Source organism: Allobosea sp., from assembly GCF_035944895.1.
GTDB lineage: Bacteria > Pseudomonadota > Alphaproteobacteria > Rhizobiales > Beijerinckiaceae > Allobosea.
The window spans coordinates 1,259,298-1,280,915 of sequence record NZ_DASZAT010000005.1; the positions used below are offsets into that span (position 1 = coordinate 1,259,298).

At 66.8% G+C, this 21,618-nt stretch carries 20 protein-coding genes; 10 read left to right on the plus strand and 10 right to left on the minus strand.

The features are described 5' to 3' along the window. Positions 1-22: 22 nt before the first annotated feature. Entirely contained in the window at positions 23-379 is a 357-nt protein-coding gene (locus tag VGV58_RS08325; protein WP_326873500.1) for a winged helix-turn-helix transcriptional regulator, read from the minus strand. A gap of 96 nt (positions 380-475) precedes the next feature. On the opposite strand from VGV58_RS08325, the gene VGV58_RS08330 reads away from it, so the two are divergent. From VGV58_RS08330 to VGV58_RS08345, 4 genes are all read left to right on the plus strand, one after another. Then, positions 476-1,489, plus strand: a complete 1,014-nt coding sequence (locus tag VGV58_RS08330) for a zinc-binding alcohol dehydrogenase family protein (protein ID WP_326873501.1) — start codon at positions 476-478, stop codon at positions 1,487-1,489. A gap of 232 nt (positions 1,490-1,721) precedes the next feature. Continuing rightward, complete coding sequence (gene mscL, locus VGV58_RS08335) at positions 1,722-2,141, plus strand: large conductance mechanosensitive channel protein MscL (RefSeq protein WP_326873502.1); 420 nt, start codon at positions 1,722-1,724, stop codon at positions 2,139-2,141. Between the two features lie 152 nt (positions 2,142-2,293). Beyond that, positions 2,294-3,484 carry a pyridoxal phosphate-dependent aminotransferase gene (locus VGV58_RS08340; protein WP_326873503.1) on the plus strand — a complete coding sequence of 397 codons (1,191 nt, stop codon included), beginning with the start codon at positions 2,294-2,296 and terminating at the stop codon, positions 3,482-3,484. A gap of 165 nt (positions 3,485-3,649) precedes the next feature. Next, positions 3,650-4,723, plus strand: a complete 1,074-nt coding sequence (locus VGV58_RS08345; protein WP_326873504.1) for an AbrB family transcriptional regulator — start codon at positions 3,650-3,652, stop codon at positions 4,721-4,723. Between the two features lie 3 nt (positions 4,724-4,726). On the opposite strand, the gene VGV58_RS08350 is transcribed toward VGV58_RS08345, so the two are convergent. From VGV58_RS08350 to VGV58_RS08370, 5 genes are all read right to left on the minus strand, one after another. Continuing rightward, positions 4,727-5,656 carry an SMP-30/gluconolactonase/LRE family protein gene (locus tag VGV58_RS08350; protein WP_326873505.1) on the minus strand — a complete coding sequence of 310 codons (930 nt, stop codon included), beginning with the start codon at positions 5,654-5,656 and terminating at the stop codon, positions 4,727-4,729. A 200-nt stretch (positions 5,657-5,856) separates the two neighbouring features. Further along, positions 5,857-7,224: a glycolate oxidase subunit GlcF gene (gene glcF / locus VGV58_RS08355; RefSeq protein WP_326873506.1), complete on the minus strand. Its 1,368-nt coding sequence runs from the start codon at positions 7,222-7,224 to the stop codon at positions 5,857-5,859. A gap of 9 nt (positions 7,225-7,233) precedes the next feature. Further along, positions 7,234-8,421, minus strand: coding sequence for an FAD-binding protein (locus VGV58_RS08360; protein ID WP_326873594.1), 1,188 nt, complete (start codon positions 8,419-8,421; stop codon positions 7,234-7,236). Between the two features lie 69 nt (positions 8,422-8,490). Beyond that, a complete protein-coding gene (locus VGV58_RS08365; RefSeq protein ID WP_092163337.1) occupies positions 8,491-8,775 on the minus strand; it encodes a GIY-YIG nuclease family protein in 285 nt (94 codons plus the stop codon). A 59-nt stretch (positions 8,776-8,834) separates the two neighbouring features. After that, positions 8,835-10,271 carry an FAD-linked oxidase C-terminal domain-containing protein gene (locus VGV58_RS08370; RefSeq protein ID WP_326873508.1) on the minus strand — a complete coding sequence of 479 codons (1,437 nt, stop codon included), beginning with the start codon at positions 10,269-10,271 and terminating at the stop codon, positions 8,835-8,837. A 167-nt stretch (positions 10,272-10,438) separates the two neighbouring features. On the opposite strand from VGV58_RS08370, the gene VGV58_RS08375 reads away from it, so the two are divergent. From VGV58_RS08375 to VGV58_RS08395, 5 genes are all read left to right on the plus strand, one after another. Continuing rightward, positions 10,439-11,344 (plus strand): LysR family transcriptional regulator, encoded by a 906-nt coding sequence (locus VGV58_RS08375; protein WP_326873509.1) that lies wholly within the window; start codon positions 10,439-10,441, stop codon positions 11,342-11,344. A 104-nt stretch (positions 11,345-11,448) separates the two neighbouring features. Then, positions 11,449-13,077, plus strand: coding sequence for a histidine--tRNA ligase (gene hisS / locus VGV58_RS08380; protein ID WP_326873510.1), 1,629 nt, complete (start codon positions 11,449-11,451; stop codon positions 13,075-13,077). A 92-nt stretch (positions 13,078-13,169) separates the two neighbouring features. Beyond that, positions 13,170-14,276 carry an ATP phosphoribosyltransferase regulatory subunit gene (locus VGV58_RS08385; protein ID WP_326873511.1) on the plus strand — a complete coding sequence of 369 codons (1,107 nt, stop codon included), beginning with the start codon at positions 13,170-13,172 and terminating at the stop codon, positions 14,274-14,276. Beyond that, positions 14,273-15,262 (plus strand): ATP phosphoribosyltransferase, encoded by a 990-nt coding sequence (gene hisG / locus VGV58_RS08390; RefSeq protein ID WP_326873512.1) that lies wholly within the window; start codon positions 14,273-14,275, stop codon positions 15,260-15,262. Before VGV58_RS08385 ends, hisG begins: the two co-directional genes overlap by 4 nt. A 176-nt stretch (positions 15,263-15,438) precedes the next feature. After that, positions 15,439-15,921 (plus strand): META domain-containing protein, encoded by a 483-nt coding sequence (locus VGV58_RS08395; protein WP_326873513.1) that lies wholly within the window; start codon positions 15,439-15,441, stop codon positions 15,919-15,921. A gap of 168 nt (positions 15,922-16,089) precedes the next feature. Here the strand turns inward: VGV58_RS08395 and VGV58_RS08400 are convergent, their stop codons facing one another. The 4 genes from VGV58_RS08400 to groES form a co-directional block, all read right to left on the minus strand. Beyond that, positions 16,090-17,979, minus strand: coding sequence for an ABC transporter ATP-binding protein/permease (locus VGV58_RS08400; protein ID WP_326873514.1), 1,890 nt, complete (start codon positions 17,977-17,979; stop codon positions 16,090-16,092). Positions 17,980-18,371: 392 nt separating this feature from the next. Continuing rightward, complete coding sequence (locus VGV58_RS08405; RefSeq protein WP_326873515.1) at positions 18,372-18,755, minus strand: DoxX family protein; 384 nt, start codon at positions 18,753-18,755, stop codon at positions 18,372-18,374. 183 nt (positions 18,756-18,938) lie between these two features. Then, positions 18,939-20,576, minus strand: coding sequence for a chaperonin GroEL (groL, locus tag VGV58_RS08410; protein WP_326873516.1), 1,638 nt, complete (start codon positions 20,574-20,576; stop codon positions 18,939-18,941). A gap of 47 nt (positions 20,577-20,623) precedes the next feature. Then, positions 20,624-20,911, minus strand: a complete 288-nt coding sequence (gene groES / locus VGV58_RS08415; protein ID WP_137883337.1) for a co-chaperone GroES — start codon at positions 20,909-20,911, stop codon at positions 20,624-20,626. Between the two features lie 217 nt (positions 20,912-21,128). Between groES and VGV58_RS08420 the strand changes: the two genes are divergently transcribed. Continuing rightward, a complete protein-coding gene (locus tag VGV58_RS08420) occupies positions 21,129-21,584 on the plus strand; it encodes a MarR family winged helix-turn-helix transcriptional regulator (protein ID WP_326873517.1) in 456 nt (151 codons plus the stop codon). Positions 21,585-21,618 lie beyond the last annotated feature (34 nt).

A 21,618-nucleotide genomic window follows, 5' to 3' on the forward strand; every position in this document is an offset into this window, starting at 1 on the left:
CCATCGGCCTTTCGGCCTGTCCTCAGGCGGCTGTCGGTACCTGCGCCAGCCGTTCCAGCCGGCGCTCGCCCCAGGCATGCATGGCGCGGACGATCTCTTCGAGCGAGCGGCCTTCCTCGGTCAGGGCATAGTCGACCCGCGGCGGAACCTGCGCATAGACCGTACGCAGGACGAGCCCACACTCCTCCAGCTCGCGCAACTGCCGGGTCAGCATGCGCTGCGTAGCGCTCGGCAGCTTCCGGCGGATCTCGTTGAAGCGCAGCGTGCCGGAGAGCAGGTGGTAGACGATCACGCCCTTCCACTTGCCGTCGATCAGGTCGAGCGTCACCTCGACCGGGCAGCCGGCGGCGCAGTCATAGCGCTTCTTCGTCTTGATCATCTGACAGTATCCATTGTGATACTACTGGTCCGATTTGTGCGTATTGCAGCCACCGAGCCTAACAGTATGTCTCGGCCTGCAACAGGAGAGATTCCGATGAAGGCCGTCGGCTACCGCGCATCCCATCCCATCGAGCATCCCGAGGCGCTGCTCGACCTCACCCTCGACAAGCCGGGGGCGGCCGGCCGTGACCTGCTCGTCAGGGTCGAGGCGGTCTCGGTCAATCCGGTCGACGCCAAGATGCGCCTGCGCTCGCAGCCCGAGGCGGGCGGCGTGAAAGTCCTCGGCTGGGATGCCGCCGGCACCGTCGAGGCGGTCGGTGCCGACGCCACGCTGTTCCAGCCGGGAGACAAGGTCTTCTACGCCGGTGCCATCGGCCGTTCGGGTACGAATGCCGAATACCATCTGGTCGATGAGCGCATCGTCGGGCGCCGGCCGGCCTCGCTCTCAATCGCGGAGGCGGCGGCGCTGCCGCTGACCGCGATCACCGCCTGGGAGGCGCTGTTCGACCGGCTCGACATCCGCAAGCCCGTTCCGGGCGCGGCGAATGCATTGCTGATCATCGGCGGTGCCGGCGGCGTCGGCTCGATCGCGATCCAGCTCGCCAAACAGCTCGGCGACGTCACGGTGATCGCGACCGCCTCGCGGCCGGAAACGCAGGCCTGGGTCAGGGAGCTCGGCGCCGACCATGTCGTCGATCACACCAGGCCCTTGGCGGCCCAGGTCGCGGCACTCGGCATCGGCGCGCCGGCCTTCGTCTTCTCGACCACCCAGACCGACCGGCATTTCGACGAGATCGTCGAGTTGATCGCGCCGCAAGGCCGCTTCGGCCTGATCGACGATCCCGCTCCGATCGATGTGACGAAGCTCAAGCGCAAGAGCGTCTCGCTGCACTGGGAGCTGATGTTCACGCGCTCCATCTTCGGCACGGCCGACATGATCAGGCAGCACGAATTGCTGAACGAGGTCGGCGCCCTGATCGATTCCGGAAAGCTCCGGACCACGCTCGGCGAGCATTTCGGCCGGATCGATGCGGCCAATCTCAGGCGAGCCCATGCCTTGCTCGAAAGCGGCAAGGCCAGAGGCAAGATCGTTCTCGAAGGCTTCTGAGGAGCCAGCGCACAGACGGCCGCCGCCGGCTGCTGCCGCAGCGTTCGCAGTCGCCTGATCTTCGCAAGCTGGATGATCAGGGCCCGGAAGGCGCCTTTTCCGTGGGAAAGGCCAAGGAAAACGGCTGGAAAGCTGTTTCCAGCGCCTGCGCCGGTGGTCTAGCTTGCGCAGGGAGGCGGCATTGCACAGCGTGATGCCGAGGAGTGGCCAAGCATTCGGAAAGGCGCGCACCATGATCAAGGAATTCAAGGAGTTTGCCCTCAAGGGCAATGTCGTCGATCTCGCCATCGGCGTGATCATCGGCGCGGCTTTCGGCAAGATCGTCGAATCGCTCGTCGGCGACATCATCATGCCGCTGATCGGCGCCATCGGCAGCGTCGACTTCTCCAACTACTTCATCGGCCTCAACAGCGCCGTCACCTCGCCCGTTCTTGTCGATGCCAAGAAGCAGGGCGCCGTCCTGGCCTACGGCAACTTCCTCACCATCGCCGTCAATTTCATGATCATCGCCTTCGTGCTGTTCATGGTCGTCAAGGGCATCAACCGGCTCAAGCGCAAGGAAGCCGCTGCTGCTCCGGCCGAGCCACCGGCCCCCGCGCAGGATGTCGTCCTGCTCGGCGAGATCCGCGACCTGCTGAAGCAGAAGGCCTGACGCACTTTTCGAGGCGTGCCGGGTCGCCGGCACGCCTCGCGATCCATCACCGCGACCGATCGGGTCGATCTCGTCAATTCATGCCGCCAGGGCGCGATCTGCGTTAGATTGGCCTGCATGTCTCTCGCGACGGATCGCCTGAAGGATCGCCCATGAACATGCACGCACCGGCCGGCACCAGCCTGATCGCCGACCTGCGCCCCGAGGCGCGCAACGCCCCCGAGAGCGGCATCGTCGAGGTCGTCAATCATGGCCGGCTCAAGCCCGGGCTGATTCCGCTCTGGGTCGGCGAGGGCGATCTGCCGACGCCCGAGTTCATCGTCCGCGCCGCCAACAAGTCGCTGGCCGATGGCGAGACCTTCTACACCTGGCAGCGCGGCATCCCCGAGCTGCGCGAGGCGCTGGCACGCTATCACAGCGCGCTCTATGGCCGCCCCTTCGCCATGGACCGCTTCTATGTCACCGGCTCCGGCATGCAGTCGGTCCAGATCGCGGTCCGGCTGATCGCGGGCGTCGGCGACGAGCTGATCATCCCGACCCCGGCCTGGCCGAACTTCGCCGCCGCCATGGGCGTCGCCGGCGCCAATCCGGTCTGCGTTCCCATGCAGTTCAAGGACGGGCGCTTCACGCTCGACCTCGCAAAGCTGGAAGCGGCGATCTCGCCGCGCACCCGCGCCTTCGTCATCAACTCGCCGGCCAACCCGACCGGCTGGACCGCGACGCGCGATGAGCTCGCCGCCATCCTCGCCATCGCCCGCAAGCATGGCATCTGGATCATCGCCGACGAGATCTATGCCCGCTTCGTCTATGACGGCTCGCCGCGTGCCGCTTCCTTCCATGACGTGATGGAGCAGGAGGACCGCGTCCTCTTCGTCCAGACCTTCTCGAAGAACTGGGCGATGACAGGCTGGCGTGTCGGCTGGATCGAGGTGCCGCCGGCCTTCGGCCAGATCGTCGAGAACCTGATCCAGTATTCGACCTCCGGCTCGCCGGTCTTCGTCCAGCGCGCCGCCATCGCGGCGCTGGAGGAGGGCGAGCCCTTCGTCGCCGAGCAGATCGCCCGCGCCACCGAAGGCCGCCGCATCGTCGCGGAAGGGCTGAAGGCGACCAACCGGGTCAACCTGCAAGCGCCGGACGGGGCCTTCTACCAGTTCTTCAGCGTCGACGGCTGGACCGATTCCCGCAAGCTGGCGATCGACCTGGTCGATACGGCCAATGTCGGCCTGGCGCCGGGCACGGCCTTCGGACCCGGCGGCGAGACCGGTCTCCGGTTCTGCTTCGCCCGCAAGGCTTCGGACCTCCACGAGGCGGTGGCGCGATTGCAGAAGGCGCTGGCGGGCTGAGTTCGAGACCAACGCGACGGGATTCCCTTCCCCGCCTGCGGCGGGAGAGGGCTTCCGTGGCACTAGACCAGACCGTCATGCCCCGCTTGCGCCAGGGGCGTTTGACCTGAGCGTCAGCCGCCTTCATTGATGCCCGATGCGTCCTGACGGCGCATCGCGAGCCTCATGCCTGTCCCGAGCTACATCCCCTACCATCTGCGCACCCTGTCGCGTGAAGCGGCGGTGATCGCCTGCGCGGCGGTCGGCGGCACCCTGTTCACCTTGCTCGGTGTTCCGGCGGCCTGGCTCTCGGGCTCGATGCTGGTGGTCTCGATCTTCGGCATCACCCGGCCGCTGCCGGACCTGCGCCGCCCCTGGTTCGATTCGACCATGGTGATGTCCGGCGCGCTGATCGGTTCGGCCGCGACGCCCGAGGCGCTCGCTGCGACGGCGCGCTATCCGGGTTCGCTGCTGGTGCTGGTCGTCGGCCTCCTCGCCATCATGTTGGCGACCGGCGCCTATCTGCGCTTCGTCGCGCGCTGGAGCTGGATCGATTCGCTGCTCGCCGCCGCACCGGGAGCGCTCTCCGCCGTGATCTCGGTGGCGCAGGACAAGGGCGCCAATATCGGCCGCATCGCCGCGATCCAGCTCTTCCGCATCCTCGTCCTGGTCGCGGTGCTGCCCAGCATCATGAAGCTGAGCAGCGGCAGCACCCCGCTCTCCCTGCCGCCTCCGGTCGCGGTCGCGAGCGTCGGCGACCTGGCGCTGCTCCTCGGCAGCGGGCTGGTGACAGGGCTGATCTTCGAGCGCATCGGCGTCACCGCGCCCTTCATCCTCGGCGCGACGCTGGCGAGCGCCGTGTTGCACGGCACGGGTCTCGTCCACGGCACCATGCCGCCGGAGATCGCGATTGCGGTGATGATCATGCTCGGCGCGGCCATGGGCGGGCGCGTCTCGAACCTGAAGCGGGGTGAGATTGCGGCGCTGTTCCCTCTCGCGATCGGCGGCTTCGTCGTCTCGATGGCGGTCGCCTTCGCCTTCGCCTGGCCGGCGGCCTGGCTCGCCGGCGTGCCCTATGCCAGCGCCATGGCCGCCTTCGCGCCCGGCGGGCTCGAGGCGATGGCTATGCTCGCCTTCGCCATGGGGCTCGACCCGCTCTATGTCGGCGCGCACCATCTGGTGCGCTTCATGCTGCTCGGGCTGCTGATGCCCTTCCTCGTCGGCTGGGTGAAGCCGGAGAAGCGCGAGGATGCGGGCTGACGCTCAGCCGACGCCGTTGGTGTGGGTCATCAGCGAATAGAGCGACGTGGTTCCGCAGATGAACAGGCGGTTCCGCTTCGGCCCGCCGAAGCAGAGATTGGCGACCACCTCCGGCACCAGAACCTTGCCGATCAGCGTGCCGTCCGGGGCGTAGACGTGGAGGCCGTCGGCGGCGCTGCTCCAGAGCCGGCCCTCGACGTCGAAGCGGAAGCCGTCGAACAGCCCGGCCGTGCAGGTGGCGAAGACCGAGGAGACGCCGAGCTTGGCGCCATCGCCGGTGACCGCGACCTTGCGGATATGGCGCGGCCCGTTCTCCGGATCATGGCTCGCGCCGGTGTCGGCGATGTAGAGGGCGCTCTCGTCGGGAGAGAAGGCGAGCCCGTTCGGCTTGACGAAGTCGTCGGCGGCGATGGTCACCGCGCCGCTCTGCGGATCGATGCGGTAGACATTGCAGCGGCCGATCTCGCTCTGCGCCTTGTCGCCCTCATAGTCGGTGAGGATGCCGTAATCGGGGTCGGTGAACCAGATCGAGCCATCCGACTTCACCACCACGTCATTGGGCGAGTTCAGGCGCTTGCCCTGATAATGGCTCGCCAGCACGGTGACGGAGCCGTCATGCTCGGTGCGCGTCACCTGCCGCCCGCCATGCTCGCAGGTCACGAGCCGGCCTTGCCGGTCGACGGTGTTGCCGTTCGAGTTGCGCGCCGGCTGGCGGAAGGTGCCGACCTGGCCGGTGAGGGCGTCGTAGCGCAGCATCCGGTTGTTGGGGATGTCGGACCAGACCAGCGTCTGGTGCGCCGGGAACCAGGCGGGGCCTTCCGACCAGCGCGCCCCGGTCCACAGCCGCTCCATCCGGGCCGAGCCGGGCACGATCCGGTGGAAGCGCGGGTCGAGCACCTCGACGCGAAAACCCTCGATGAAGCCGAACGTCATGGCGATCCTCCCTTAGCGGAGCGGCAAGATCGGCGATTGGAAGGACCGAGGCAATCGCACGAGGCACAGGGGCAGCATGTCCGGGCGTCATTCTCGGGCGCAGCGAAGCGCAGACCCGAGAATATCGGGACGAGAAGGCGCCGGCTGGAGCCTCATCCGGCCTGAGATGCTCGGGGCAAGCCCGAGCATGACGCGCGTCGTCATTCCGCCGCGACCAGTTCCGGTGCCACCGCCTCCCCGATCCCCGCCTGGGCCAGCCTCGCAGGCAAGGGCCCGCCGGTTGCCCAGTCGAGCAGTTCGGCGGTGTGCAGGATCGGCGTCGTCGCGCCGCGATCGGCAAAGCCCTTCGCGATCTGGGTGATGCAGCCGATATTGCCGGTGGCGACGAGGTCCGGCTTGGTGCGCTGGATGTTGCCGACCTTGCGCTCGCGCAGCTGCCCGGCGATCTCCGGCTGCAGGATGTTGTAGACGCCGGCCGAGCCGCAGCAGATATGGCCTTCCGGCACCTCCTTCACGCGGAAACCAGCCCGCGCCAGCAGGCGCTTCGGCCCGTCCTTGAGCTGCTGGCCATGCTGCATCGAGCAGGCGGAATGGTAGGCGACGGTGAGGTCGAAGCTCCGGGTGGGAGCGATCTCCAGTGTCTCGACGAACTCGGTCACGTCCTTGGCGAGGCCGGCAACCGTCGCCGCCTTCTGTGCATAGGCCGCGTCGTCGCGGAACATGAAGCCATAGTCCTTGATCGTGGTGCCGCAGCCCGACGCCGTGATCAGGATGGCGTCGAGCCCTGCGCCTTCGATCTCGGCCATCCAGGCGTCGATATTGGCGCGGGCGAAGCCAAGCGCGTCATGCTCGCGGCCCATATGGTGGACGAGCGCGCCACAGCAGCCCTCGCCCTTGGGCAGCACCACCTCGACGCCGTGGCGGGTCAGCAGGCGGATCGTTGCCTCGTTGATGCCGGGGTCGAGCACCGGCTGGGCGCAACCTGACAGAATGGCGACGCGTCGCTTCCGCTCTCCTTCGGCCGGGAAGGAGGCGGGCCCCTCCATCGCCGAGCGGTCGGGCAGGTTCCAGGGCGCCAGCGCCAGCATCGCCTTCAGGCGCGCGCCGATGACGGGCAGGGCGCCGAGCGCTCCGGCGAGCGGCTTGCCGAGCCTCGCCGCCAGCATGGCCAGGCGGAAACGCCCCGGATAGGGCAGGATCGCCGAGAGAATGGCCCGCAGCGTCCGGTCGGCGACGGGGCGCTCATAGGTCTCCTCGATATGGGCGCGGGCATGGTCGACCAGGTGCATGTAGTTCACGCCCGAGGGGCAGGTCGTCATGCAGGACAGGCAGGAGAGGCAGCGGTCGACATGCTTGACCACATCCGGCGTCGCCGGCTTGCCGCTCTCCAGCATGTCCTTGATCTGGTAGATGCGCCCGCGCGGCGAATCGAGCTCGTCGCCGAGCAGGAGATAAGTCGGGCAGGTCGCGGTACAGAAGCCGCAATGCACGCAGGTGCGCAGGATCTTCTCCGACGCCGGGAGGCGCGGATCGGAGGCGAGAAGCTCGGGCGTGAAGTTGGTCTGCATGGTCGCTTCTCAAATGCCCGCATACATCCGGCCGGGCTCGAACACGCCCTCCGGATCGAAGCTCTTCTTGATGCCGGCGGTCACCCGCATCAGCGGCTCGGAAAGCGGCTCGAAGACGGGAACCGCTGCCCGCACCGCATCGGGCGCCCGCACCAGCGTCGCATGGCCGCCGAGCGGCTTCAGCGCCGCGCGGATCGCCGCTGCTCCAGCGTCACCGTCGTCCGGCACGGCGAGCCAGACCAGGCCGCCGCCCCAATCGTAGAACCAGCGCGCACCCGGCACCGTGCGCGCGATCGCGTCGGTCGCCTTCGGTCCGTTGGTCGGTGTGAGCGAAAGCCGCCAGACGGCCTCCTGCGTGCCGGCAAAGAAGGTCGCATCCCTGACCTTATGCCAGAGCGCGTCCGAAGCGCGGCCCTCGATCAACTCGGGTCGGCCATGGCCCTTCAGCAGGCGGGCGAGTTCGGCCGCGCGATAGCTGATCGAGGCCGAGAAGTTCTCCAGCCTGAGCAAGGTGCGTGCCTGCTCTGCGCCGATCCCGGCCGGCAGATGCGCTGCCGCCATCGGCTCGAAGGGCGAGCCGAGTGCGCCCGAGAGCAGCGCGACTGCCGCCTCGTCGGGTAGATCTTCCCAGATCAAGGTGACGATGCGCTCGGGTCGCGGCAGCACGCGGAAGGTCACCTCGGTCAGGAAGCCGAGCGTGCCGAAGCTGCCGGAGACGAGCTTGACCAGGTCGAGGCCGGTGACGTTCTTCATCACCCGCCCGCCGGATTTCACCAGCTCGCCGCGGCCATTGATCAGCTTGATGCCGATCAGGGAGTCGCGGGCGGCGCCGGCATTGATCCGGCGCGGGCCGGAGATGTTGCCGGCCGCGATCGCGCCGATCGTCGGCTCGCCTTCCGAGCCGAACAGGGCGCGGTGGTCCATCGGCTCGAAGGGCAGCATCTGGCCCCGGCTTGCCAGCGTCTCCTCGATCAGCTTCAGCGGCGTGCCGGCTTTTGCGCCGATCACCATCTCGGAAGGCTCGTACAGGGTGATGCCGGTGAGCTCGGCGCTGGAGATCGTGCTGACGGCGTTGTCCGGCCGGCCGAGGCCGGAACGGGTGCCGCCGCCGCGGATGGCGAGCGGAACGCGCGCCTCGACGATCGAGGCAACGACGGCGCAGGCCTGCGCCTCTGTGGTGGGAGTGTGGAGCATCAGAAGCCCACCTCTGTCATTCCGGGGCTTCGCATCGCGAAGAACCCGGAACCCACGACTGGGTATCGTCGGTCAGGACAGGCCTTCATAGAAATCCTTCCATTCCGGATTCATGTCTTCGATGAGCTTGATCTTCCAGGCTCTGCGCCATTTCTTCAGGACCTTCTCCCGGTCGATCGCATCCCTGACATCCTCGAACTGCTCGTACCAGACCAGCCTGTCGACCCCGTAGCGGCTCGTGAATCCGATGTTCCGTTTCGATTTGTGCTCATGGGCACGTCTCGCCAGATCGTTGGTGATGCCCAGGTAGAGCGTACCGCTTCGTTTGCTCGCCATGAGGTAGACGAAATACGCCATCCCGCTCACCCGGTCGTGGGTTCCGGGTTCTCGCTGCGCGAGCCCCGGAATGACAAAGCTCACGCAGCGATCCGCCCTTCCAAGGGAAACACTTTCGCCGGATTCATCAACCAGCGCGGATCGAACACCGCCCTGACCCGCTGCTGCTGGTGCAGATCGACCTCGTTGAACTGCACCGTCATCAGGTCGCGCTTCTCGATGCCGACGCCGTGCTCGCCGGTCAGGCAGCCGCCGACCTCGACGCAGAGCTTGAGGATGTCGTTGCCGGCATCTTCGGCCTTCTGCGCCTCGATCGGGTCGTTGCAGTTGTAGAGGATCAGCGGGTGGAGGTTGCCGTCGCCGGCATGGAAGACATTGGCGACGCGCAGGCCATAGCCCTTGATGATCTCGTCCATGCGCTCGAGCACGAAGGGCAGTTGCCCGGTCGGGATCGTGCCGTCCATGCAGATATAGTCGGCGATGCGGCCGGTCGCGCCGAAGGCGGACTTGCGGCCCTTCCAGATCGCCGCCGTCTCCATCGCCGACTTGCTCTCCTTGACCGTGCCGACGCCATGCTCCCTGGCGATCGCAACGATGCGGGCGAGCTGGGCGTCCATCTCGGCCTCGGAGCCCTCGACCTCGATGATCAGCAGCGCGCCGCAATCCATCGGATAGCCGGCATGGGCGAAGGCCTCGCAGATCTCGATCGCCGGCTTGTCCATGAACTCCATCGCCACCGGAATGATGCCGGCGCCGATGATGGCGGCGACCGCTGCGCCGGCCTCGACGCTGGTCGGGAAGCCGAACAGCACGGGGCGCGCGCCTTCCGCCTGGCGCAGGATGCGCACCGTCGCCTCGGTGACGATACCGAGCTGGCCCTCGGAGCCATTGATCAGGCCGAGCAGGTCGTAGCCGGGCGAATCGAGGTGGCTACCTCCAATTTCGACGATGCTGCCGTCCAGCATCACCAGCGTGACGCCGAGGATGTTGTTGGTGGTGACGCCGTATTTCAGGCAATGCGCGCCGCCGGAGTTCATGCCGATATTGCCGCCGATCGAGCAGGCGAGCTGCGAGGACGGGTCGGGCGCGTAGAAGAAGCCGTCGGCCGAGACCGCGCCGCTGACGGCGAGATTGGTGACGCCGGCCTGCACCTTCGCCACCCGGTTGGCATAGTCGATCTCCAGGATGCGGTTCATCTTGGAGACGCCGATCACCACCGCGTCCTCCTGCGGGATCGCGCCGCCGGCGAGCGAGGTGCCGGCGCCGCGCGGCACCACCGGCACGCCCTGTTCGGAGCAATAGCGCAGGACCGCCGCGACCTCCCGCGTGGTCGATGGCAGCACCACGGCGAGCGGCATGCGGCGATAGGCGGTCAGCGCGTCGGTCTCGTAAGGGCGCCGCTCGTCCTCGGAGGTGATCAGCGCATCCGGCGCGACCAGCGGCCTGAGGCCGGCGAGGATGGCGTCGCGGCGGGCGAGGATGCCGGCATCGGGCGCCGGAAACGCGATCGCACTCATGAAACTCGGTCCTCCATGCCTTGCCAGCGCCCATCCCGAAGAGCGGCCGAGGGCCGCGTCTCGCAGGATAGGGCCGGGCGCCTCGGCGCGACTCTAGAATACTTCCACAGGGGACGCAGCGCGAGTAACGTGCATGATTGTTTCCAAAACAGAAAAGGTGGGGACGGATGGATCGGTTCGGCGACCTCGACGTCTTCGCCCATGTCGTCACGGCCAGGAGCATGTCCGCCGCCGCGCGCGAGCTCAATCTCTCGCCGGCCGTTATCTCCAAGCGCATCCGGCGCCTGGAGGACCGTCTCGGCGTGCGCCTGCTCCAGCGCACCACCCGCCAGCTTTCGCTGACGGAGGCCGGCCAGGGCTTCTATGAGCGCGTCGTCTCGATCCTCGGCTCGATCGAAGAGGCGGAGGCCTGGGTCGCCAGCGGTGCGGGGCAGGCTCGCGGCACCCTGCGCGTCTCGGCGCCGACCTCGTTCGGGCGGATGCATGTCGCGCCGCATCTCAAGCCCTTCCTCGATCGCAATCCGGCGGTGAATGTCGAGCTGATTCTCAGCGACGCCTTCGTCGACATCGTCGCTGATGGCTTCGACGTCGCGATCCGGATCGCCGACCTGCGCGATTCCAGCCTGGTGGCGAAGCGGCTGGCGCCGAACCACCGCGTGCTCTGCGCGACGCCGGGCTATCTCTCCGCCCGTGGCGTCCCCGAGACGATCGAAGACCTCGCGCGCCACACCCTCATCGCCCACAATGCCGACCAATGGCGTCTCGACGGACCGGAAGGCCAAGTGACGGTCAAGATCAACGGCCAGCTGCGGACCAATTCCAGCGAAGTCGTACGTGAGGCGCTGCTGGCCGGCGTCGGCATCGCCCTGCGCTCGACCTGGGATGTCGGGCCGGAGCTGAAATCGGGCGCTCTGGCGCGGGTGCTGCCGGACTATTCGGTCGGCAAGCGCGTTGCGGTCTACGCGGTCTATCCGAGCCGCCGGCACATGGAGCACAAGGTACGCGCCTTCGTCGACTATCTCGCCGAGCTCTACGGGGCGACGCCATATTGGGATGAGGGGTTGGCGCTTTAGCCGCCTGCGCCTAGCCGGATTGCGCTGCCGTGCTTGCCCCTGACGGCTCAGCGGGCTAACCCGCTCGAACATCAATAGGCATTTACCTACAGAGCTCCTCTGCCATGTCCGCCGACAAGTCCGCCCCTGCCAAGCTGAAGGCCCGCCAGCCGCGCGGTTTCGTCGATCGCGGTCCGGCCGATGTCGCCGCCACCGAGCGCATGCTCGCCGTGATCCGCGAGAGCTTCTCGCTCTACGGCTTCGACCCGGTCGAGACGCCCTTCGTCGAATACACCGATGCGCTCGGCAAGTTCCTGCCGGACCAGGACCGGCCGAACGAGGGCGTCTTCTCCTTCCAGGACGATGACGAGCAGTGGCTGTCGCTGCGCTATGACCTGACGGCGCCGCTCGCCCGCTATGTCGCCGAGAATTTCGACGCGCTGCCAAAACCCTATCGCAGCTATCGCGCCGGCTATGTCTTCCGCAACGAGAAGCCGGGCCCGGGGCGCTTCCGCCAGTTCATGCAGTTCGACGCCGATATCGTCGGGAGCGGCACAGTCGCCGGCGATGCCGAGATCTGCATGCTCGCCGCCGACACGATGGAGAAGCTCGGCATCAAGCGCGGCGACTATGTCGTCAAGGTCAATAACCGCAAGGTGCTCGACGGGGTGATGGAGGCGATCGGCCTCGGCGGCGAGGAGAATGCCGGCCGCCGGCTGACCGTGCTGCGGGCGATCGACAAGCTCGACAAGTTCGGGCCGGAAGGCGTGCGCCTGCTGCTCGGCGAAGGCCGCAAGGACGAGAGCGGAGATTTCACGAAGGGCGCGGGGCTGAATGACGAGCAAGCCAGCCGTATCCTTCTTTTGACAGGGCAAGTTGCCTTTCGCGAGAGCACACCGGATTTGCGGGAGGCGTCCAAACGTAGAGGGGAATCGGCACCGGCGGGTGACCCGCCGGGTGAAGAGACATGGCCTTCGGATGACATGACTCTTTCCTTCGCGCGCGACGCTGTTGCCGGTTCAGCGAGAGGGATGGAGGGGGTCGAAGAACTGGCGCAAATCGCGCAGCTTCTTCGCGCTTCCGACTATGGGCCGGGCCGCATCCGCATCGACCCCTCCGTCGTCCGCGGCCTCGAATACTATACAGGTCCGGTTTACGAGGTGGAGCTGACCTTCCCGGTCACCAATGAGGACGGGCAGGTCGTGCGCTTCGGCTCGGTCGCCGGCGGCGGGCGCTATGACGGCCTCGTCGGCCGCTTCCGGCCCGAGCCCGTGCCAGCGACCGGTTTCTCGATCGGCGTCTCCCGGCTCTATTCGGCGCTGAAGGCGGTGAAGTCGCCGATCGTCGACCAGAAGAACGAACTGCCGCTCGTCGTGGTCACCGCGATGGACAACAAGTCACCGGAGTTCATGCCGGCCTACCAGGCTTTCGTCGCGCAGCTGCGCCAGGCCAAGGATGGCGAGGGCAGGGCGCTTTGCCGCGCCGACCTCTATCTCGGCTCGTCCGGCTTCAACGCCCAGATGAAATATGCCGACCGGCGCGGCGCCGCCTGCGCAGTCATTCAAGGCTCCTCGGAGCGCGAGGCCGGCACCGTGGTGATCAAGGACCTGATCCTCGGCGCGGAACTCGCCGCGGCGGGCCGCGACGTGAAGGACTCGGCCGAGCACAAGGAGCGGCAGGCGCAGGCGCAGTTCTCCGTGCCGGTGGGCGAGCTGGTCGAGGGGGTGAAGCGGGTCCTGGGGCGGTACGCCTGATTCCCGTTCACCCAATTCCCTAAAAACCGTCGAAAATCGCCGGCGTCCCTGCTAGGACGGCGCCGCAACAGGGTTTTTGTAAAGTGCCGGCCATGCGCTCAAAGCTCGAGACCGTGATCGCGCCGTTCGAGCGCGAGGGCTTTTCGCGCGCCGAGCCGGCGATCCTGCAGCCCGTCGAGCCCTTCCTCGATCTTTCCGGCGAGGATATCCGCCGCCGCATCTTCCTGACGCAGGACGATGACGGGCGCGAATGGTGCCTGCGGCCCGAGTACACCATCCCGGTGGCGCTGGCGCATATCGCCGCCCATGCCGGCGAGCCGGCCTCCTACGCCTATGCCGGACCGGTCTTCCGCATGCGCGGCGCCAACGAGCCGAGCGAATTCGCCCAGGCCGGCCTCGAATCCTTCGGCCGCACCGATTTCGCTGCCGCCGATGCCGAGATCATGGCGCTGACCGTCGAATCCGCTGCGGCGCTCGGCCTGAGCCGGCCGCGCCTGCTGATGGGCGATGTCGCGCTGCTCACGGCGCTGCTCGACAGTCTCGGTGTGCCGCAGGCGGCCCGTCGTCGGCTGATGCGCGCCGTCGCGCAGGGCAAGGGCGCCGATGCCGTCGCCGCGCTCGAGCCGCCTACCAATGAAGTCGAGCACGCTCATGCCGGCCTGCTCAAGGCGCTGGAAGGCCAGGACCCCAAGGCGGCGCGCGCCTTCGTCGAGGACGTGCTCTCGATCGCCGGCATCTCGACCGTCGGCGGCCGTTCGGCCGGCGACATTGCCGAGCGCTTCCTGGCGCGGGCGGCCGAGCGTGACAATCCGGTCAATGGCGAGGCGAGCGGCGTGATCGCGCATGCGCTGGCGATCGGCGGCGATCCCGACGGCGCCTCCGCGGCCCTGCGCAAGCTCGCCGGCGAGGCCGGGCTCGACCTGTCCGCCGCGCTCGACGCCTTCGACGAACGCACCGGCTTCCTTGCTGCGCGCGGCGTCGATGTCGCCAGCATCTCGTTCTCGGCCGGCTTTGCCCGCAATCTCGACTACTACACCGGCTTCATCTTCGAATTGCACGACCCGGCCCGGCCGGACCTGAAGCCGATCGCCGGCGGCGGCCGCTATGACGGCGTGCTCCAGCGTCTCGGTGCGCCTGCGCCGGTGCCGGCCGTCGGCGCCTCGCTCTGGCTCGACCGTCTCGCGGGAGGCAAGGCATGAGCGAGACCATGACGAACGACGCGCCTCTGGTTCTCGCGGTTCCCTCGAAAGGGCGACTGCAGGAGAACGCCACCGCCTTCTTTGGCCGCGCCGGCCTTTCTTTCGTGCAGGCGCGCGGCCAGCGCGAATATCGCGGCCAGATCGCCGGGCTCGGCGGGGCCGAGGTCGCCTATCTCTCGGCCTCCGAGATTGTGGCTCAGCTCTCCTCCGGTGCCGCCCATCTCGGCATCACCGGCGAGGACCTGGTGCGCGAGCAGGTCGCCGATGCCGATGCCAGCATGGTGCTGCTCGCGCCGCTCGGCTTCGGCCAGGCCAATGTCGTCGTCGCCGTGCCGCAGGCCTGGATCGATGTGCGCACCATGGCGGACCTCGACGACGTCGCTGCGACCATGCGTGCCCGCACCGGCCGCAAGCTGCGCGTCGCCACCAAATATGTGAACCTCACGCGCCGCTTCTTCGCCAATCATGGCCTCGCCGATTACCGTATCGTCGAGAGCCTGGGCGCGACCGAGGGCGCTCCGGCCGCAGGCACCGCCGAGATCGTCGTCGATATCACCACCACCGGCGCGACGCTGACGGCGAATGCGCTGAAGGTGCTGGACGACGGCGTGATCCTGGCTTCGGAGGCCAATCTCGTCGCCTCCGTGCGTGCGCCCTGGGGCAAGCAGGCGCGGGACGCTGCCGGCGCCATCCTGTCGCGCATCGCGGCGGAGGAGGAGGCGCGGTCGCTGCGCGAGGTCCGTGCGGTCCTCAACGCCGTCTCGCCGCAGCGGCTCGGCGAGATCGCGCACCGGCTCGGCGCGCGCCTGCCCTTCGGCACGGCCGGCGGCGACGGCGTCGTCACCTTGCACTGCCCGCGCAAGGCCGTGTTCCCGCTGGTCGAGGAATTGAGCAGGGCCGGCGCCGACGACATCACCGTACGGGCGCTCGACTATGTCTTCCGCCGCTCCAATCCGCTGATCGAGCGGCTGCTGGCGCGGATCTGACGCGCCGGATTCCCGACGCAATGTCCGGGTAATTTACCCGGGCGAGGCGATTTCAGTGCAAGTCGTACCAAAAGCGGTGCGATCGAGGCTTGCGCTCGCCACCGCGATCGGTGCAGTGGAAAGTATCGGGTTCTCCTACGAGCCGTCGCGCTCTTTCCAATCGGGGTCTGGACCAGTTGAATACGCAGTCGCGCCTCGGCCTCCTGGCCGCCCTCGCTCTCTCCCTGTCGCCGATGCTGGTGACCGATGCGCTCGCCCAGCGTCGTCAGCAGATGCCGTCTCGTAGTGAGCAGCCGGGAGGGGAAGCTCCGCCGCCGAAGCAGGAGAAGAACTTCCCGCTCGACGCGTCCTGGACGGCGGTCCAGATGAACGGCAAGCCGATCAACGGTTTCCGGGCGACGCTGAAGGTCGACTCCAATCTGCGCGGCACCGGCTTTGCCGGCTGCAACACCTTCTCGGCCTCGGCCTATCCGCTGCGGCAGCAGGCCTTCGCCGTCGGCCCGATCGCGGTGACCAAGATGGCCTGCGACAAGAGCGCGGCGGATTTCGAGCGCAGCTATCTGATGGCACTGCGCACCGCCAGACAATGGGACATGGCCGAGGGCCGCCTCGTCATCAAGACGGGCGCCGGCGAAATCCGCTTCGACCGCGGTATCTGACGGGCGCCTGTTTGTTCTCCCTCTGCGGGAGCAGATGGCCCGAAGGGCCGGATGAGGGGTCGCTCAGGTCTCGATGGTCTGGCGTTCGGCCGAGCGACGCTTGCGACCAGCGTCGCGAGACCCCTCACCCTAACCCTCTCCCGCAAGGGGAGAGGGGACCAGTGGCGCTCAGCCCGTTTCCGCCATGGCCTTCGCCTTCGGGCTGAAGGTGCCATCCGCATTCTTCTCCATCGCGATCAGCTGGTCGTGCATGTCCCGCAGTGTCGAGCGATGGCCGATCGAGACGATGCTGGTTTGCGGCAGCTCGTGCCGGATTACCGCGTAGATCTCGCCTTCCAGTTTCTCGTCGAGCGAGGCTGTCGCCTCGTCGAGGAAGAGCCAGTCCGGCTTGGTCAGCAGGGCGCGAGCCACGGCGAGCCGCTGCTGCTCGCCACCGGAAAGGCGTTGGCCCCAGAGATCGACCTCGTCGAGCCGGTCGGCGAGATGGCCGAGCTTGACCTTCTCCATCGCCGCATGGATGTCGGCATCGCTGAAGGCGTCCGGTTCGGACGGATAGGCGAGCGCGGCGCGTAGCGAGCCCTGCGGCAGATAGGGGCGCTGCGGCAGCACCAGCATGCGCTGCCCTTCCGGCGTCGCGACCTTGCCTTCGCCGAACGGCCAGATTCCGGCAAGCGCCCGGAACAGGGTCGACTTGCCTGAGCCCGAGGGGCCCATGACCAGTGTCGAATGCCCGGCAGGCAGCGTCAGGTTGGAGGCCTGCACGATCGGCTGCCCGTTCGGCAGGTTGAGCGCGAGCGTCTCGATCGTCGCGTCCTTCACCGGCTTCTCGACGATTTCGATCGCCGCGCCTTCACCGCCGGCGCCCTGGGCTTCCGCCTTGACGATCGCTTGTTCGAAGGTGGTGAGGCGGTTGATCGAGGCGAGATAGGAGGCGATCGACTGGTAGCTGTTGATGAAGAACGACATCGCCGTCTCGACCCGGCCGAAGGCCGAGGCGACCTGCGTCAGCACGCCGAAGGCGATCTGGCCGCCGAAATAGTAGGGCGCGAGCAAGACGTAAGGGATGACGACGTTGGCCTGGTTGTAGGACAGGGTGAAGGTCGTCAGTTTCAGCTTGCGCCAGAGCAGCCGGTAGAAGTTCTCGACGATGCCGCCGAAGGTCTCGCCGAGATGGCGTCGCTCCGCAGTCTCGCCGCGCATCAACGCGATCTGCTCGGAGTATTCGCGCAGGCGGGCGAGGGCGAAGCGGAAATTCGCCTCGCGCCGCTCTTGCTCGAACTCCAGCGAGATCAGCGGCTTGCCGATCAGATGGGTGACCCATGTTGCGATCGCGGCATAGATCAGCGTCGCCCAGAAGATGAAGCCGGGGATGACGATGTCGGTCCCGGGCACCGTGATGGCCACGGGAATGGACCACAGCACGATCGAGAATGACACCAGTGTCGAAACCTGGGTGATCAGCGTCAGCGAGAAGCTGTAGGTCTGGTTCAGGAAGGAGCGGGTATCTTCCGAGATGCGCTGGTCGGGGTTGTCGGCCGTGCCGGCGAGCGAGATGCGGTAATGATTGCCGTTGCCGAGCCAGCGCTTGTTGTATTCGGCCGCCATCCATTCGCGCCAGCGGATCAGCAGCACCGACTGCGCGACAGTCTCGATCAGATAGCTGATCACCGAGATCGCCGCCCAGACGCAGAAGACGTTGACGAGCTGCTCCCAGAAGACCGGCGCGTTCTTCTCCTGCAGGGCGTTGTTGAAATCGCGGTAGAAGAAGTTGATGCGCAGGGAGATGCCGACCTGCGCCTGGTTGAGCACGATCAGGAAGACGACGAGCGCGACCGCGAAGGTGCCGAGCCGCATGCGATAGCGGCCGAGCGGCCCGAGATTGGCGATCTGCGGCTCGGAGGATTCGAAATAGGGCGAGGCGATGCGGGCGATGCGTTGCACCACCGGCACGAAGGACACCAGATAGATCAGGATGCCGAAGACGGCGACCGTCGTAGCGAGGCTGGCCGGCGGCGCGATGGCCTGCCAGGCGGCGGGCCAGAGCCCGATTTTGGCCATTAGCGTCCCGGCGCCGAAGAGGACGTACTCCGTGCCGAAAATGCCCGAGAATATCTTTAAGAAGAACGGGATCGTCGTCGCGCGGAAGGTGGCGAATGCGAGCAGAAACCCGAGGATAGCGATTGGGACCGTACCGCCATTAAGAATCGCCAGCAGTAGGCCAATGACACCTGGTGATGTTGAGCTGCTACTACCTGCCTGTAAGCCGACCACGAGCGCGATCGCGGCAAGCGCGGCGATGGCGAAACTCAACAGGCGCATGGCATCGTCCTTGTCGGGGAATCAGCGCGAGAGACGCGCTGCGTAGGAGAGAGCGTTGTAGATCAGCCCTGCGCACAAAAAAGGCCCGGCTCAAGGCCGGGCCACGCTTTTTCAGCGTTTTGTGATGGGCCTTACTCCCGGTCGACCGAATAGGCACCCGCGCCGGCCGCGAACAGCACGAGGAAGCCGCCGGCAACCGAGAGATTCTTCATGAACAGGAGCTGCTGCATCGGTTGCGCCCAGTTCATGTGGAACAGCACCGAGGCAGCGATGGTGAAGGCACACAGGACCAGCGCGACGAGCCGGGTCTTGTAGCCGACGACGATCATCAGGCCGCCGAGCAGTTCGACGATGATGACAACAGGCAGCAGGATCCCCGGCACGCCGGCCGAGGCCATGTAGCCTTGCGTGCCGGCATAGCCGGTAATCTTGGACCAGCCGGCGAGCACGAACATCAGGGCGAGCAGGATGCGGCCGACCAGCTTGGCGGCATCGCCCAAAGCAGGGTTGTTCATGAAAGGACCCTCGAGAGCATGGGCGCGGCAGGATGCCGCACCATCAGCGATCTAGGGCTTACAACCAAAGTCGACGCAAGCGTGTCGCCGCAGATGCCTGTGCAAAGCGCGCCGGCAAACGAAAAGGCCCAGCTTGCGCCGGGCCTTCCGTATCGATCGAGCTGGAGAGCTCGGACTTCTTTATCAGAAGTCCATGCCGCCCATGCCGCCGCCGCCCATCGGGGGCATCGGGGCGTCCTTCTTCGGCGTCTCGGCGATCATCGCCTCGGTGGTGATCAGCAGGCCGGCGATCGAAGCCGCATCCTGGATCGCCGTGCGCACGACCTTGGTCGGGTCGATGATGCCGGCCTTGACCAGGTCGCCGTACTCGCCGCTCTGGGCGTTGTAGCCCCAGGCGTAGTCCTTCGACTCCAGCAGCTTGCCGATCACGACCGCGCCGTCATCGCCGGCGTTGTCGACGATCTGGCGGGCCGGGGCGGCGATCGCCTTGCGGACGATCTCGACGCCGGTCTTCTGGTCGTCGTTCTGGGTCTTGATCGACTTGACCGAGTTCAGGGCGCGCAGCAGGGCGACGCCGCCGCCCGGCAGGATGCCTTCTTCCACCGCAGCGCGGGTGGCGTTCAGGGCATCGTCAACGCGATCCTTCTTCTCCTTGACCTCGACCTCGGTCGCGCCGCCGACGCGGATGACCGCGACGCCGCCGGCGAGCTTGGCCAGACGCTCCTGGAGCTTCTCGCGGTCGTAGTCCGAGGTGGTCTCCTCGATCTGCGCCTTGATCTGCGCGACGCGGCCCTCGATGTCCTTCTTCTTGCCGGCGCCGTCGATGATCGTGGTGTTCTCCTTCTCGATGCGCACCTTCTTGGCGCGGCCGAGCATGTTGAGCGTCACGGTCTCGAGCTTGATGCCGAGGTCTTCCGAGATCATCTGGCCGGCGGTCAGGATCGAGATGTCCTCGAGCATGGCCTTGCGGCGGTCACCGAAGCCCGGAGCCTTGACGGCCGCGACCTTCAGGCCGCCACGGAGCTTGTTGACGACGAGCGTGGCGAGAGCCTCGCCCTCGACGTCCTCGGCGATGATCAGGAGCGGCTTGCCGGTCTGGACGACGGCCTCGAGGATCGGCAGCATCGCCTGGAGCGACGACAGCTTCTTCTCGAAGATGAGGATGTAGGGGTCCTCGAGCTCGGCGACCATCTTCTCGGCGTTGGTGATGAAGTAGGGCGAGAGATAGCCACGGTCGAACTGCATGCCCTCGACGACGTCGAGCTCGGTGTCGGCGGTCTTGGCTTCCTCGACGGTGATGACACCCTCGTTGCCGACCTTCTGCATGGCGGTCGAGATCATCTTGCCGACCGACTCGTCGCCGTTCGCCGAGATGGTGCCGACCTGAGCGACTTCCGCGTTCGAGGTGACCTTCTTGGAGTTCTTCTTGAGGTCGGCGACGATGGCCTCGACAGCGAGGTCGATGCCGCGCTTCAGGTCCATCGGGTTCATGCCGGCCGCAACCGACTTGGCGCCTTCACGGACGATCGCCTGGGCGAGCACGGTGGCGGTGGTGGTGCCGTCGCCGGCATGGTCGTTCTGGCGCGAAGCGACTTCGCGGACCATCTGAGCGCCCATGTTCTCGAACTTGTCGGCGAGCTCGATCTCCTTGGCGACGGTGACGCCGTCCTTGGTGATGCGCGGGGCGCCGAACGACTTCTCGATCACGACGTTGCGGCCCTTCGGACCCAGCGTGACCTTCACGGCATTGGCGAGGATGTCCACGCCGCGCAGCATCTTGTCGCGGGCGTCGGTGGAAAAGCGAACTTCTTTGGCAGCCATGAGACTACTCCTGATTGAACTCTACGGACGGGTGGGCGCCTGGCTGCTCAGCCGACGATGCCCATGATGTCGGATTCCTTCATGATCAGGAGATCCTGGCCGTCGATCTTGACCTCGGTGCCGCTCCACTTGCCGAAGAGGACGCGATCGCCCTTCTTGACATCGAGCGCAACCAGCTTGCCGGCGTCGTCGCGGGCGCCGGCGCCAACGGCGACGACCTCGCCCTCCTGGGGCTTTTCCTTGGCGGTGTCGGGGATGATGATGCCACCCTTGGTCTTCTCTTCGCCATCAAGGCGACGGACCACAACGCGGTCATGCAGCGGACGGAACTTCATGGTTCTGTCTTCCTCTCGGTCTTATTCTGGACGGGCTCGCAGGCGGCCCGTGAATGGGGTCTGTTAGCAGTCTCAGCAAGTGAGTGCTAACGGACGTCGCGGAGATAGGCGCGGGGTCTGCAGGAGTCAAGGAATCCGCTGCGCAAAAGGTGAATGCGACCACCGGCCGCCGATCTGCGCTGCTGCGACGGCACGTTAAACCGGTTATCGTGGCGAGATGACGACGCCCGTGCCCGATCTCCAGCTCGACGATATCGCCCGTTCCTGCGTGGTGCTGCATGTGCGCATGACCGCACGGGCCGTGACCCGCGCCTATGACGAGGCGATGCGGCCGAGCGGCCTGAAGATCACCCAGTTTGTGCTTCTCTCGGCGCTCTCGACCGGTGCCTGGCGCTCGGTCACCGAGCTCGCCGACCGCTTCGCGCTGGAGCGGACCTCGCTGACGCGCAACCTGCAACTGCTTGCCGCTGAGAAGCTGATCGAGCCGGTCGACTGCAAGGGCAGGGCGCTGACCTATGCCGTCACCGACAAGGGCCGCGCCGCGATCGAGGCGGCGATCCCCTATTGGCGCGCGGCACAGGACCGGATCGAGGGCGGGCTCGGCCAGGAGCGCTGGAGCCAGACGCGCGACAATCTCCGGACGATCAGACGGGCGGCGAGGGAAGTCGGCTGACCCTGCATCGGCCGGGTTGACCGCTATCCAATTC

Coding starts and splice junctions, on each gene's coding strand:
- VGV58_RS08325 (WP_326873500.1), bottom strand. CDS start 379: ATGATCAAGACGAAGAAGCGCTATGACTGCGCCGCCGGCTGCCCGGTC.
- VGV58_RS08330 (WP_326873501.1), top strand. CDS start 476: ATGAAGGCCGTCGGCTACCGCGCATCCCATCCCATCGAGCATCCCGAG.
- mscL (WP_326873502.1), top strand. CDS start 1,722: ATGATCAAGGAATTCAAGGAGTTTGCCCTCAAGGGCAATGTCGTCGAT.
- VGV58_RS08340 (WP_326873503.1), top strand. CDS start 2,294: ATGAACATGCACGCACCGGCCGGCACCAGCCTGATCGCCGACCTGCGC.
- VGV58_RS08345 (WP_326873504.1), top strand. CDS start 3,650: ATGCCTGTCCCGAGCTACATCCCCTACCATCTGCGCACCCTGTCGCGT.
- VGV58_RS08350 (WP_326873505.1), bottom strand. CDS start 5,656: ATGACGTTCGGCTTCATCGAGGGTTTTCGCGTCGAGGTGCTCGACCCG.
- glcF (WP_326873506.1), bottom strand. CDS start 7,224: ATGCAGACCAACTTCACGCCCGAGCTTCTCGCCTCCGATCCGCGCCTC.
- VGV58_RS08365 (WP_092163337.1), bottom strand. CDS start 8,775: ATGGCGTATTTCGTCTACCTCATGGCGAGCAAACGAAGCGGTACGCTC.
- VGV58_RS08370 (WP_326873508.1), bottom strand. CDS start 10,271: ATGAGTGCGATCGCGTTTCCGGCGCCCGATGCCGGCATCCTCGCCCGC.
- VGV58_RS08375 (WP_326873509.1), top strand. CDS start 10,439: ATGGATCGGTTCGGCGACCTCGACGTCTTCGCCCATGTCGTCACGGCC.
- hisS (WP_326873510.1), top strand. CDS start 11,449: ATGTCCGCCGACAAGTCCGCCCCTGCCAAGCTGAAGGCCCGCCAGCCG.
- VGV58_RS08385 (WP_326873511.1), top strand. CDS start 13,170: ATGCGCTCAAAGCTCGAGACCGTGATCGCGCCGTTCGAGCGCGAGGGC.
- hisG (WP_326873512.1), top strand. CDS start 14,273: ATGAGCGAGACCATGACGAACGACGCGCCTCTGGTTCTCGCGGTTCCC.
- VGV58_RS08400 (WP_326873514.1), bottom strand. CDS start 17,979: ATGGCCAAAATCGGGCTCTGGCCCGCCGCCTGGCAGGCCATCGCGCCG.
- VGV58_RS08405 (WP_326873515.1), bottom strand. CDS start 18,755: ATGAACAACCCTGCTTTGGGCGATGCCGCCAAGCTGGTCGGCCGCATC.
- groL (WP_326873516.1), bottom strand. CDS start 20,576: ATGGCTGCCAAAGAAGTTCGCTTTTCCACCGACGCCCGCGACAAGATG.
- groES (WP_137883337.1), bottom strand. CDS start 20,911: ATGAAGTTCCGTCCGCTGCATGACCGCGTTGTGGTCCGTCGCCTTGAT.
- VGV58_RS08420 (WP_326873517.1), top strand. CDS start 21,129: ATGACGACGCCCGTGCCCGATCTCCAGCTCGACGATATCGCCCGTTCC.